Below are 12,773 nucleotides of genomic sequence, written 5' to 3'. Positions count from 1 at the left end.
ACAGTTGCTGGAAGTCTGCTGCCATTTTCGTCGTGCCGTAAGTGGACGAACGATCAGGCCGCAACCGCCGCTGCGCTACTGGTCGAGCGATTGCTTGTTCCGGCATGGCGCACCGGGATGAACGCGGCGATCGCCGCGGCCGCCAGCGCCACGCCGCAGCCGATGAAAAGACCTACGCGGAAACCGTTTTCGGTCGGAATCGGATGCCCGCCCAGACTGGTGCTCAGCTGTGCCAGCACCACACCGATGACCGCCGCCGAGAACGACGCGCCGATGGAGCGCATCAGCGTATTGAAGCTGTTCGCCGCGGCAGTCTCCGAGAGCGGCACCGCACTCATGATGAGCGCGGGCATGGCGCCGTACGCCAGCGCCACACCGGAGTTGCAGATGCAGACCGCCACCAGCAGCCCCCATGTGGAACTCATGAGCACGGTCGAGGTCGCGTATCCCGCGGCCAGCACCAATGCGCCGGCGACAAGGGTTACCTTCGGCCCGCGCGCGGCGGAGAGCTTGGCGCCCAGCGGCGACACCGCCATCATGATGATTCCGCCCGGCGCCATCCACAGACCCATGGCCAGCATCGACTGTCCCAGGCCATATCCGGTGATCTTCGGCAGCACCAGCAGCTGCGGCACGATCAGCGAGGCCGAGTACATGCCGAAGCCGAGCACGGCGGAGGAGGCATTGGTCAGCAGCACCCGCGGCCGCCGGGCCACCCGCAGATCGACCATCGGGTCGTCGGTCCGCAGCTCCCACCACGCCCACAGCACCAGCACCGCGACCGCCGCGACGAGCAGGCCCACAATGCTGCCGCTGTCCCAGCCCCAGGTCGCGCCCTTCGAAATCCCGAGCAGCAGGCAGACCAGTCCGACGCCGAGTCCGATCGCGCCGACGCCATCGAATCGGCCCGTGGCGACCACCGGTACGTCCGGCACCACCACATAGATGAGAATCGCGATGAGCAGGCTCAGGGCGCCGGCTCCCCAGAACAGGATGTGCCAATTCGCGTGCTGCGCAACAACGGCCGCGACGGGCAGCCCCAGCGCGCTGCCGATCCCCAGCGAGGCGCTCACCATGGCGATGGACGGGCCCAGCCGCTCGGCGGGCAGGAGATCGCGCAGCGCCGAAATGCCCAGCGGCAGAATGCCCATGCCCATGCCCTGCAGCCCGCGCCCGATGATCATGGGCACCACCGAATCCGCCACCGCGCACAGCACCGAGCCCGCGATCAGCGGCACGGTCGAGATGAGCAGCATGCGGCGCTTGCCGTAGAGATCGCCGAGCCGCCCGGCGACCGGCGTGGCGACGGCGCCGGCCAGCAGGGTCGCGGTCACCACCCAGGAGGCATTGGAGGCGCTGGTGTGCAACAGCACCGGCAGCTGGCCGAGCAGCGGCACCACCAGTGTCTGCATGATGGCGGCGATAATTCCGGCCAGGGCCAGCACGCCCACGATGCCCTTGGAACCGGCGCCCGGCAGCTCGCCGGTACCCGGCGGCGCCTTGATCACTGACTCGCCCACGCGCTTCTCCTCATCGATCGAGTTCAACGCATGTGTACGATACACATTGCATGCATGATGCACAGACTGATTGTGACGTGGGTCACCTGTGGTAGACAGACTGCAGCGAGGTCGTGACGGAAGGACTGCATGGAAAAGCCCACGGACCGGGTCGAATTCGAAATCATGCTGCTCAGCCGCTACACCGTGAACGCGCGCTATCGCCGCGACGGCACCCGGCTCGACCGCAGCGCCTACGTCCTCCTGAACCGGCTCAGCGCGGAGGGCCCGATGTCCATCGGCCAGCTCACCGAAGCCTTCGGCCTGGACGCCTCCACCCTCAACCGCCAAACCGCGGCCCTCCTGCGCACCGGGTTGGTCGACCGCATCCCCGACCCCGCCGGCGGCATAGCCCGCAAATTCCGCATCACCGCCGACGGCGAACACAATCTCGAAACCGAGCGAACCGCCAATACCCAAGGCCTGGAACAGGTCATGGCCAACTGGTCCCCCACCGACGTAGCAGCCTTCGCCGGCTACCTCGCACGACTCAATACCGATATAGAACACGTCGACGGCCGCCCCTGGCCCCGCCCCTCCCGAAGTACCGAAGCGGAATAGCCCCAACCCTTTTCCGCAGCACCAAGCCGATGCCGCGAACGCACCGCGCCGCCCGCGGATTCTCGGCGCCCAATTGTTCGGGTCAGATGTCGCCGGCGATGAGTTTCCCGAGAACTGCGGGAAGTCTCTCGAGTGCCGCCCGGGCCCTCGTCATACTCCGAGGTCACCCGCCGCCCGGCGCCGGTACCCATCGCCTATTCGTCTGCGCGACAGCCCTTTCGGTGGATCATTTGGAAATACCGAACCCCGCCAGCCTCGCGATGCTCCACACCGCGATGATTCCCCACACGATCGGGCGGGCGGTGATCATCGGAACAAGCGACGCTCCCGCCTGGCCACCCCGGCGGTTCGAGATTCGGAGCTCAGGTGGTTTGGACTATAACTCGGCCCAGGTTGCGGCGGGATTCTATGAGGTCGACGGCCTCGCTGATGTTTTCCAGGGGCAGGACGGTGTGATGGGGGCGTAAAAGGCCTGATGCCAACAACTTCCAGAGGTCGGCGCGGTAGGAATCGATCAGATCCTGTCGGGTGCGGCTCAGTAGGCCTACCGAGAAGCCGGTGACGGTTTTGAGGTCGGCCAGCAGGGTGTTCGCGTCGACCGATCCGCCGCCTGCGCTGTAGGCCACCAGGCGGCCTTGGGGTACAAGGGTTTCCACGCTGCGCTGGAGTAGGTCTCCGCCTACGCCGTCCAGGACGATGTTCACGGATTCGGTCCAGGGCTCGGAGTAAGTGAGCACGGCGTCGGCTCCGCAGTCGTGCAGGAACTGTGCCTTGTCTGCGGAGCCGACTGCTGCGACCACTCTGGACGCGCCCAGCGCCTTTGCCAATTGCACTGCGAGATGGCCGCTTCCGCTGGCGGCGGCGGTGATCAGGACCGACTCGCCCGCTGTGAATCGGCTGGCGCGTAGGGCGCCCAGGGCGACCAGGCCGCCGCGCACTATTGCGAGAGCGTCGGCGGACGGTACTCCGGCTGGGATTTCGGTCATCAATGCCGGTGCGGCCAGGACGTATTCGGCATAGGCGCCGGCGAACACCACGCCTCCGACCCGCTTGCCGATCCAGTCTGCGGAGACCTCGGGACCTACTGCGACGACGGTGCCGAGTACCTCCGCGCCCGGGTCGGAGCCGGTGTCCGCCTTGATCATTCGGAGCATGCCGAGGTGGACACCGGCCAGTTCGGTCCGGATCAGCAGCTGACCCGGACCGGCCACCGGCTCCGGCACGGTGAGCTGTGCCGGTCGGCCGGTGAAATGAATCTTGTGCACTTCGGCATCCCTTCGCCCTTAACTTGTAACGGACACAAGATTAGGACGAGGGTAATTCGTATGTCAAACCTAAATATTTGTCAGCTGGAGATCTTCGCTTCCTCGGCCACATTGTGGGACCTGGAACCCCAGCCGACATGGGCCTCGGCGCGCATGCGCTCGACCATGTGCGGGTAGTGCAGCTCGAATGCCGGACGCTCGGAGCGGATACGCGGCAGCTCGTAGAAGTTGTGCCGCGGCGGCGGGCAGGAGGTCGCCCACTCCAGGGAGTTGCCGTAGCCCCACGGATCGTCGACCGTGACCACTTCGCCGTAGCGGTAGCTCTTGAAGACGTTCCACACGAACGGCAGCATCGACGCGCCCAGGATGAACGAGCCGATGGTGGAAATGGTGTTCAGCGTGGTGAATCCGTCGCTCGGCAGGTAATCCGCATAGCGGCGCGGCATGCCCTCGTTGCCCAGCCAGTGCTGCACCAGGAAGGTGGTGTGGAAGCCGACGAAGGTCGCCCAGAAGTGCCACTTGCCCAGGCGCTCGTCCAACAGGCGGCCAGACATCTTCGGGAACCAGAAGTAGATGCCCGCGAAGGTGGCGAACACGATGGTGCCGAAGAGCACGTAGTGGAAGTGCGCCACGACGAAATAGCTGTCGGAGACATGGAAGTCGAGCGGCGGGCTGGCCAGGATGACGCCCGACAGGCCACCGAACAGGAAGGTGACGAGGAAGCCGAGCGACCACAGCATCGGTGTTTCGAAGGTCAGCTGCCCGCGCCACATGGTGCCGATCCAGTTGAAGAACTTCACACCGGTCGGCACAGCGATCAGGAACGTCATGAACGAGAAGTACGGCAGCAGAACCGATCCCGTCGCATACATGTGGTGCGCCCACACGGCGATGGACAGCGCCGCGATACCCAGCGTCGCGTACACCAGCGTGGTGTAACCGAAGATCGGCTTACGCGAGAACACCGGATAGATCTCCGAGACGATGCCGAAGAACGGCAGCGCGATGATGTACACCTCGGGATGCCCGAAGTACCAGAACAAATGCTGGTACAGGATGGCCCCGCCATTGGCCGGATCGTAGATGTGCCCGCCCAGGTGCCGGTCGTAGGCGAGCCCGAACAGCGCCGCGGTCAGCAGCGGGAAGGCCAGCAGGATAAGCACACTGGTGACGGCGATATTCCAGGTGAAGATGGGCATGCGGAACATGGTCATACCGGGGCAGCGCAGGCAGACCACCGTGGTCAGCATGTTCACGCCACCCAGGATGGTGCCCAGACCGGACACCGCCAGACCCAGAATCCACAGATCGCCACCTACACCCGGCGAGTGCACGATGTCCGAGAGCGGCGTGTACGCGGTCCAGCCGAAGTCGGCCGCGCCGCCGGGAGTCACGAATCCGGCGGTGGCCATCGACGCACCGAACAGGTACAGCCAGTAGCTGAAGGCGTTCAGTCGCGGGAAGGCCACATCGGGCGCGCCGATCTGCAGCGGCAGGATCAGGTTCGCGAAGCCGAAGACGATGGCCGTCGCATAGAACAGCAGCATGATCGTGCCGTGCATGGTGAACAGCTGATTGAACTGCTCCGTCGACAGGAACTGCATGCCCGGCCGGGCCAGCTCCGCGCGCATGAGCAGCGCCAATAGACCGCCGATGAGGAAGAACGAAATCGCGGTGGTGATGTACATGACGCCCAGTACCTTGGGGTCGGTCGTCGTCACCGCCTTGTAGATGAACGAACCCTTGGGGCCCAGCCGTGCCGGGTAAGGCCGAGCGGCCTCCAGTCCCGGGTCCGGCTTGGGAGCTACGGCAGTCACCACATCCTCCTCGAGGTCGGTCCGCAGCTGGGTCTTCTCGGCTCCGGAACCCACGATGAACGGGGTCAGCGTACTCACAGCTATTCGATTCTGGCAGAGAACACTCCGACCGGGCGGTCACTCCGCCGGATTCGGCTCCGGCGGATTTGGAATCATCTCGAGCCGGTGCCGATGGCAAGCGGATCGATGTTCGATAATGTCGGCGTGGTGGAAGTCCCGCAGACAGCCCGGTCACTGCTTCGCCTGAACAGGTCTTGGCGCGAAGTTCATCGCCAATTCACCCCCCGACCTCACGAGAATCTCATATGAAGCGCTTCACTATCGGAACCATGAGTCGATCGCTCCGCACCCGCATCACCACCGCCGTCGTGATCGGGACACTCGGCACCCTGCTCGCCGCCGGCGCGGCCACCGCCAACAGTGAGCCCAAGGCCGTCATCCAGGGCCGCAGCACCGTCACCGCACACGTCACCGGCGAGAAGGCCGGCGCCCGCTGTCAGATCGCGGGCAAGGACATCGCCGGACCCTGGGGATCTGTAGACACCGCGGGCGCGGTGGACCTGACGCTCGGCTCGATTCGTACCGATACCAAGCGGATTCGCGTCATCTGCGAGGACCCGCTGCGCGGCGACAGCTCGCTGCACACCGTGCGTTCCGATCGGGTCAGCTACGACGGTGCGCTGTCACCGCTGCGGCAGATCATCAACAGCACGTTCTTCGAACTGCGCTGACGGGCGGAACGCTGCTCAGGCGACACGCGCCGCGGCCACCGCGGCACGGACCGCCGGGGCCGTTTCGACAGCGAACTGCATTGTCGCCCTTTCGCCGTCCGGGTCGACCGGCAGCAGGAATTCGCTGATGCCGTGCACCAGCGCCACCTCCGTGAGCTGTGCGACCGGCATGGAAGCGTCGATGATGTAGGCGCGGCGGATGAGCGCGGGCACGCGGCCCGCCTCCCGGGCGCCGGTATCGATGGCGGACATCAGCCCGGCGAGCAGATCCGGTGGGGCATAAGAGAATCCGCCCAGCCAGCCGTCGGCCAGTTCGCCGGTCATGCGCAGCGCGCGGGGACCGTAGACGCCCAGCCAGATGCCTATCCGATGCGCGGGGGCCGGTCCGGCCTTGGCGCCGCGCAGTGCGTAGTACTCGCCTTCGAGGTTCGGGCGTCCCTCACCCCACAGCGCACGCATGACGCCCATCGCCTCACGCAGTGCCGCCAGCGCCTGCCCCGGTGTGCGCCGCTGCCCGCCCATGGCTTCGATGGCGTCCCAGAACGCGCCCGCGCCCACTCCCAGCTCAACCCGGCCGCCGCTGAGCAGATCCAGGCTGGCCGCGCTGCGCGCCAGCACCGCGGGCGGGCGCAGCGGCAGATTGGCCACCGCGGGCATGAGGGTGAGGGTGCGGGTCATGGCGGCGACGTAGGACAGCAGCGTCCAGGTGTCCAGGAAGGCGGGCTGATACGGATGATCTTGAACCGCCAGCACTTCCAGCCCGGCCGTGGCATCGGCGCGCTGAATGAGCCGCAGCAGCGACCGCCCCCGCGCCGCCTCGGGCGGAACGAAGATCCCGAACCTCAGCTCATGCCCGTAGTCAGCCATAGCAAATTCCAAGCTACGCCGAACCGGCCTGCGGCTCCGGCACACCCCCGTCCTTCGGGCGAGTCGGTGCCCGCCGCCCGAGGCGCGCTCGCCACCCGATCGTGATCAATCGGGAACCTGATTCCATATTCGTTGGCAGGCAACGGATTACAATCGACCAGGTGCAGCCCCACAGTTCCGTGGACGCCGCCCGCAAACATCTGACGGCGGTGGATCCCGCAGCCCTGCGTCATGCGCGAGACCGATTGGCCGAGACCGGAATCGCGCGCCTGGGTTTCCTGCTGCCCTACCGGGTCAAGCGGGCGCTGGCTGCCGAGGCGCTGACCATGCTCGATCACCATCAGTCCTGGATCGCGCCCGGCGCCGAGGCGCCCGAGCGGCATGCGATCGACCTCGGCACGCGGGAGGTCGACGCACGCGGCCAATGCATTCCGCAGCTGTACGACTGTGAACTGTTGCGGCACAGTCTGACTACCGTGGCGACGGAGCCGGTGCTGCGCCGCCCAGGCCCGGAGCGGTATGCGGTGCGGCGACGGCAGCACGATGATGCGGACAGCCAATGGCATTGGGATGAGCATGCTTTCGCACTGATCCTGGTGGTGGAGTGCCCGCCGCTGGAGGAGGGCGGTTTCGTGCAGACGGTGGCGCACACCCGGCGGGACTGGGACCACTCCGACGTGTACCGGACGCTCACCCGCAATCCCATTCAGTCCTGGGAACTGCAGCCCCTCGACCTCTATCTGATGCGGTCCGACACGACGCTGCACAGGGTCCATCCGTTCGCGCACGGCCGTCGTACCATTGTCGGCATGTCCTTCGCGTCGATCGACGATCTGGGTCGCGAGCAAACTCATGGCACCGTCGCCGGAGGTTTGCATTCCGAAGTTCCGGTTATAACGAAACAAGCACAGTGATAATCTGATTCACCGTCAACGCAGCGGGGGGCAGCGTCGCTCGACCGTATCTCCCTGGGCAGTTGTGCGTGCCGAATGTCGAACAGCGCTGCCCCACCGGTTAGGCGAACCGATGGACCTTCTGAACCCTCTCGACGCTATTTTCCTCGCGATCGAATCCCGCGAACATCCGATGCACGTGGGTGGTCTGCAACTGTTCGAACCGCCCGCCGACGCGGGACCCGAGTTCGTGCACGACCTCTACGCGGCCATGTCCGCCTCCACCGAGGTGCGCACCCGCTTCCGCAGACATCCCAGCCGCACCTTCGGCGGCTTCTCCAGCGTGTCCTGGTCCCATGCCGAACATGTCGATCTGGGCTACCACCTGCGGCGCAGTGCGCTGCCGGGGCCCGGCGGCATGGAGGATCTGCTGGATCTCACCGAACGACTACACGGCATCCTGCTCGACCGGCACCGGCCGCTGTGGGAGGCCCGGCTCATCGAGGGCCTCGACGACGGGCGCTTCGCGCTCTATATGAAAATGCATCACGCGCTCATCGACGGCGTCTCCGCCATGCGATTGCTGCAGCGCACGCTCACCGACGATCCGCTGGATTCGCAGGTGCGGGTGCCGTGGGGCACCGCGCCGATTCGCGAAAGCGTCGAGCTCGCGGCTGTCGAACCCACCAGCTCATGGCAGCAGTTGCGAAAAGCCTTGCCGCGCATGGTCCGTAGCACCGCATCGATTGCCGCGCCGTTGCGCGGGGCCATCGACGGCCGGCTCACCATGCCGATGACCGCACCGCGCACCATGTTCAATGTGTCGATCGGCGGGGCGCGGCGCATTGCCGTGCGCTCCTGGCCGCTCGAGCGCATCAACCGGGTCCGCCAGGCCACCGGCGCGACCGTCAACGATGTGGTGCTGGCCATGAGCGCCGCCGGGCTGCGCTCCTACCTCATCGAGCACGACGGACTGCCGGCCGAGCCGCTCATCGCCATGGTGCCGGTGAATATTCGCACCGCCGCCGAGGCCGATGCCTCCGAGGGCAATATGGTCGCGGCCTGCCTGGCGAATCTGGCCACCCATCTGGATGATCCGATGGCGCGGCTGACGGCGATCAGCACCTCCATGCGCGAGGCCAAGCAGGTCTTCACCCAGCTGCCGAAGCTGGAGGCCATGGCGCTCTCGGCGCTGCTCATGTCGCCGCTGGGCGTTTCGCTGCTGCCGGGGTTCGAGGCGCTGCCGCGCATGCCGTTCAATCTCGTCATCTCGAATGTGCCGGGGCCGCGTAAACCGGTCTACATGCAGGGCGCGCGACTGGACAGCAACTATCCGCTGTCGATTCCGTTCGAATCGCAGGCCATGAACATCACGCTCACCACCAATGGCGAGAACCTCGATTTCGGGTTTGTCGGCTGCCGCCGCACCGTGCCGGATCTGGATCGGCTGCCCGGGCATATGGAGGACGGGCTGGCCGAACTGGAGCGGGCCATCGCCTGATCGCGGGCCCTCTCTAGGGTGTGCACTGTGGATACGCGTTGGCCCGAACTGCGGAAACAGTGCCTGATCAGTGAGGACGACAATGTCCTCGCGCTCAATAAACCGGCCGGGATCTCGGTCACCGGCGAGCGCCACGACACCGACATCGTGGAGCTCGCCGCCGCGCACGGGGAAACGCTGTACCCGGTGCATCGCATCGACAAGGTGACCTCCGGACTGGTGCTGCTCGCCAAAGAACTGCCGGCACACGGGCAATTGACCCGGCAGTTCAACAAGCGCACGGCGCAGAAGGCGTATCTGGCGGTCACCACCGGTCCGGCGGATCTGCCGGACCGCGGGGTCATCGACCTGCCGCTGAGTGTCGGGCGCAAGAACCGGGTGCGCATTGCCGCGCCGCGCGAGAGCATTCAGCGCGAGGGCGATCGCTGGCAGGTGGATGAGCGGGATGTGCTGGCGGGCAAGAACTATCCGTCGGTCACCGAATTCGCGACCGTCGCCCGCACCGAGACGCAGACCGTGCTGGCGCTGCGGCCGATCACGGGGCGTCGGCATCAGATTCGGGTGCACCTGGCCTGGATCGGGCATCCCATCGTCGGCGATCCGCTCTTCGACAGATCCGGTGCGCACGCCCGCACGTATCTGCATTCGTGGCGCCTGCTGCTGGACGCGGATTGGCGCACTCCCCCGGTACTGGACCTGGAAGCCGAGCCGGGCCCGGAATTCTGGGCTGCCGGTGCGGAATCCGCGGATCCCGTGCAACTGTTGAGTATCGCGCGCGAGCTGATGACCCCGGTCACTCCGGGCGACCGTTAATGTGGCATCGCTATATTCGGTGGCGAGTCTCACTGAGATCCATACCGGCAGGGCATCTAGCCTGGTGACGTGACGCGCTGGCGCGGCACGATCGGGCGCAATGATGCGGCCCTTCACAGAAAGCGAATGCCGATGGTTCTGCTGGCACAGCTCAGTGACACCCACTTCAATATGGGCGCCAGGAACAATGAACGCGCCGAGCGGGTGATGGCCTATCTGGCCGAGCTGCCGCAGCGCCCCGACGTCATCATCGTGACCGGGGATATCGCCGATGAGGGCGATATCGAGGAGTACCAGCAGGCCCGCAATGCCCTGGTCGCCGATGTGCCGGTGGTGATCATGCCCGGCAATCACGATGATCGCGGCAATATGCGCAAGGTGCTGCTGGACGGCACCGCGGGTTACGCGCCGATCAATCAGGCGCACAGCGTCGACGGTGTCACGCTGGCACTGCTCGACTCCAGCATTCCGGGCAAGCCCGAGGGGCTGCTCGAGGACGAGACCTATTCCTGGCTCATCGATCTGCTGTCCGCCGCGCCGCCGGACGAGCTGGTGCTGATCGCCATGCACCATCCGCCGGTTCCGGTGCTCAGCACGGTGGTCGACCCCATTCGGCTGACGAATCCGGAGCGGCTGGAGAACATCGTGTCCGGCGACGATCGCATTCTCGGCGTGCTCACCGGGCATGTGCATTCGGGCCTGGTCACGTCGTTCGCGGGTAAGCCGCTCATCGTCGCGCCGAGCGTCTCCTCCACCATCGGCGGCGAATGGGAGACGGCTCGATCGGGACATGTGCCGATCGATTTCGCACCGGATCCCGCGCTGGTCATGCACTCCATTCAGGACGGCCGGCTGCTGTCCATGTTCCGGCCGGTCGCCATGGGCGGCTGGCTCAGCGAACCACAGGACTGACGGCGCCGCGCCGATAGGCCGAAGGCGTTGTCCCCGTCCATCTTTTGAAGGCGTGGATGAAGGTCGAGGCCTCCGCATAACCGAGCCGGATCGCCACATCACTCACCGAAAGCGGAGTGGCGGTGAGCATTTCCTCCGCCAGCGCCCGGCGCACCTCGTCCAGTAGCTGCCGATAGCTGGTGCCCGCGGTATCCAGATGGCGGCGCAGGGTGCGGGTGCTCATATTGAGATCCCTTGCCACCGCGTCGATTCCGGGCGGTGCGGCGAAACCGTCGGCGCCGCCGCGCGGGACCAGCAGCTCGCGCACATCCGCCGCGATGCCGGTGCGCGCCCGGCGGCGCGAGACCAGCTCCCGGCACTGCGCCAGGCACATGGCGAGGGTGTGCTCATTGGCCTGCGGCAGCGGCTGCTCCAGGATCGCCGGATCCAGCGAGAAGAGATTGTGCGGCTGCTCGAACCGCGGTAGCACTCCGAAGATCTCGTGGTACAGGTCGATATTCGCCGGTGTCGGGAAATCGAATTCGGCCCGCAGCAGATCCACCCGATCGCCCAGCAGATCGCAGAGCATCTGGAACATGGCGGTCACGTCCCGCTCCACCAGGAACCGCCGGACATCGGCGGGGATGCGCTCATCATGGATCCGGGCCACGAACTCCCCCGGCTGCCACCGCGCGACCGGAATGCAGAACGTGAAGCTCAACTCCAGATACCGCAGCGCGAAGGCGATCGCCTCCCCCAGCGTCGGACTGCTCACACACGCGAATCCGAAGATCCCGAACGTGGTGATCCGATACCGCCGCCCCACCTCCAGCCCGAGGTTCGGCCGCGCCCCCAGCTCGCGCACCAGATTCCGGATCACCGCGAGCTCGGTATGCGCATCGATCTGCGCATCCGGATCCCCCAGCGCCTTCTCCCCGAGCCCACTCCCCTGCAATATCCGCCCCGCCGCCACCCCCTGCTCCCGCGCGAACCCCACCATCAGGGCAACACTCGCCACCCCGCGCGGAAAGTCCCAATCCCGAATCCCCGCCTCCTGCACCTGACTCATAGCCAGATTATGGCCGAAATTCTCGATTAGGCGGAAAGGCGGATGACCCGCCCGATCATGGGGCACGACCGCCGAGCAGCGGTAGGCTCGAACCCGCTGGTGACACCTCCAGGAGGAGCTCTGCGATGACTGCGACGCATACCGGAGGCGAGGGGCGGTTGACTGCCGAGGAGTTTCTCGGTGCCGAACCTGATGCGTTCGGGGATATCGAGGTTGAGAACGGCCTCGTGGTTCGGATGATGGCGCAGAGTGCGGCGCACAGCAGGGTGCTTCGACGGTTGGCGGCGGCGATGGAAAGTGCCCGGGATCCTGCTGGGCCGTGTCTGCGGGTGGACTCGGATGTAGCCGTGCGGTTTCCGGACGCCGAGGACAGAACTGCGGATCGGCGGCTCAATGTTCGGTACCCCGATGTCTTCGTGCGCGACTGCGAGCCGTACGACGTCAACACGGTCCGCGATCACATCTTGCTGGTTGCCGAAGTGGTGTCGGACGCGACCGCAGACGCCGACACCGGGATCAAGCATCGGCTGTACGCGCGGGCCGGCATCCCGGTGTATCTGATCGTGCATTTCGACAAGAGCTGGGAAGCGATCGATCGGATCGAGGAGTACCGGCTCGACTGGTCCGGGGTGCGGTACATGCCGCACAAGGTGCATCGGGTCGGTCTGGTCCTCGACACCCCGGTGACGCTGGCCATCACCTTCGAATCCTTGCACCAGCCCTGAATATTGGCCGAAATCCTCGATTAGGTGCCCACGAAGCACGGACTCCGCTCTTACAGTTGAGGGGTCTTCGATGTGAGGTGG

The 12,773-nt window shown here is 65.9% G+C and carries 12 protein-coding genes; 7 read left to right on the top strand and 5 right to left on the bottom strand.

Translation table 11 applies throughout. The annotated features are described in order from the left end of the window. Window positions 1–53: 53 nt before the first annotated feature. A complete protein-coding gene (locus tag ABZX86_RS16520; RefSeq protein ID WP_355124865.1) occupies window positions 54–1,478 on the bottom strand; it encodes an MFS transporter in 1,425 nt (474 codons plus the stop codon). A 171-nt stretch (window positions 1,479–1,649) separates the two neighbouring features. Between ABZX86_RS16520 and ABZX86_RS16515 the strand changes: the two genes are divergently transcribed. Next, window positions 1,650–2,120, top strand: a complete 471-nt coding sequence (locus ABZX86_RS16515; RefSeq protein WP_355124249.1) for a MarR family transcriptional regulator — start codon at window positions 1,650–1,652, stop codon at window positions 2,118–2,120. A gap of 362 nt (window positions 2,121–2,482) precedes the next feature. Here ABZX86_RS16515 and ABZX86_RS16510 read toward each other — a convergent pair whose 3' ends face one another. Together ABZX86_RS16510 and ctaD are read right to left on the bottom strand one after the other, a co-directional pair. Beyond that, window positions 2,483–3,385: a zinc-binding dehydrogenase gene (locus ABZX86_RS16510; RefSeq protein WP_355124247.1), complete on the bottom strand. Its 903-nt coding sequence runs from the start codon at window positions 3,383–3,385 to the stop codon at window positions 2,483–2,485. 80 nt (window positions 3,386–3,465) lie between these two features. Next, window positions 3,466–5,202 carry a cytochrome c oxidase subunit I gene (gene ctaD / locus ABZX86_RS16505; RefSeq protein WP_355124863.1) on the bottom strand — a complete coding sequence of 579 codons (1,737 nt, stop codon included), beginning with the start codon at window positions 5,200–5,202 and terminating at the stop codon, window positions 3,466–3,468. A 329-nt stretch (window positions 5,203–5,531) separates the two neighbouring features. Here ctaD and ABZX86_RS16500 point away from each other — a divergent pair, with 329 nt between their 5' ends. Next, window positions 5,532–5,933, top strand: a complete 402-nt coding sequence (locus ABZX86_RS16500) for a hypothetical protein (protein ID WP_355124245.1) — start codon at window positions 5,532–5,534, stop codon at window positions 5,931–5,933. Between the two features lie 15 nt (window positions 5,934–5,948). On the opposite strand, the gene ABZX86_RS16495 is transcribed toward ABZX86_RS16500, so the two are convergent. Continuing rightward, on the bottom strand, window positions 5,949–6,800 hold the full coding sequence (locus ABZX86_RS16495) for an LLM class flavin-dependent oxidoreductase (protein ID WP_355124243.1): 852 nt from the start codon (window positions 6,798–6,800) through the stop codon (window positions 5,949–5,951). A gap of 161 nt (window positions 6,801–6,961) precedes the next feature. On the opposite strand from ABZX86_RS16495, the gene ABZX86_RS16490 reads away from it, so the two are divergent. The 4 genes from ABZX86_RS16490 to ABZX86_RS16475 all read left to right on the top strand — a co-directional run bounded on the left by ABZX86_RS16490 (window position 6,962) and on the right by ABZX86_RS16475 (window position 10,919). Then, window positions 6,962–7,714 (top strand): hypothetical protein, encoded by a 753-nt coding sequence (locus ABZX86_RS16490; RefSeq protein WP_355124242.1) that lies wholly within the window; start codon window positions 6,962–6,964, stop codon window positions 7,712–7,714. 112 nt (window positions 7,715–7,826) lie between these two features. Then, complete coding sequence (locus tag ABZX86_RS16485; protein ID WP_355124240.1) at window positions 7,827–9,194, top strand: wax ester/triacylglycerol synthase family O-acyltransferase; 1,368 nt, start codon at window positions 7,827–7,829, stop codon at window positions 9,192–9,194. Between the two features lie 27 nt (window positions 9,195–9,221). Beyond that, window positions 9,222–10,007, top strand: coding sequence for an RNA pseudouridine synthase (locus ABZX86_RS16480; protein ID WP_355124238.1), 786 nt, complete (start codon window positions 9,222–9,224; stop codon window positions 10,005–10,007). A 126-nt stretch (window positions 10,008–10,133) separates the two neighbouring features. After that, on the top strand, window positions 10,134–10,919 hold the full coding sequence (locus ABZX86_RS16475) for a metallophosphoesterase (RefSeq protein WP_355124236.1): 786 nt from the start codon (window positions 10,134–10,136) through the stop codon (window positions 10,917–10,919). Here ABZX86_RS16475 and ABZX86_RS16470 read toward each other — a convergent pair. Continuing rightward, on the bottom strand, window positions 10,900–11,967 hold the full coding sequence (locus tag ABZX86_RS16470) for an AraC family transcriptional regulator (RefSeq protein WP_355124234.1): 1,068 nt from the start codon (window positions 11,965–11,967) through the stop codon (window positions 10,900–10,902). The genes ABZX86_RS16475 and ABZX86_RS16470 overlap by 20 nt on opposite strands. A 125-nt stretch (window positions 11,968–12,092) precedes the next feature. Between ABZX86_RS16470 and ABZX86_RS16465 the strand changes: the two genes are divergently transcribed. Next, complete coding sequence (locus ABZX86_RS16465) at window positions 12,093–12,692, top strand: Uma2 family endonuclease (protein WP_355124232.1); 600 nt, start codon at window positions 12,093–12,095, stop codon at window positions 12,690–12,692. Window positions 12,693–12,773: the final 81 nt, after the last annotated feature.

Origin of the sequence: Nocardia sp. NPDC006630, assembly GCF_040611495.1 — a bacterium.
Lineage (GTDB): Bacteria > Actinomycetota > Actinomycetes > Mycobacteriales > Mycobacteriaceae > Nocardia.
The sequence above is the reverse complement of the archived record's forward strand: the minus strand, read 5'-3'. Positions and strand labels throughout refer to the sequence as shown.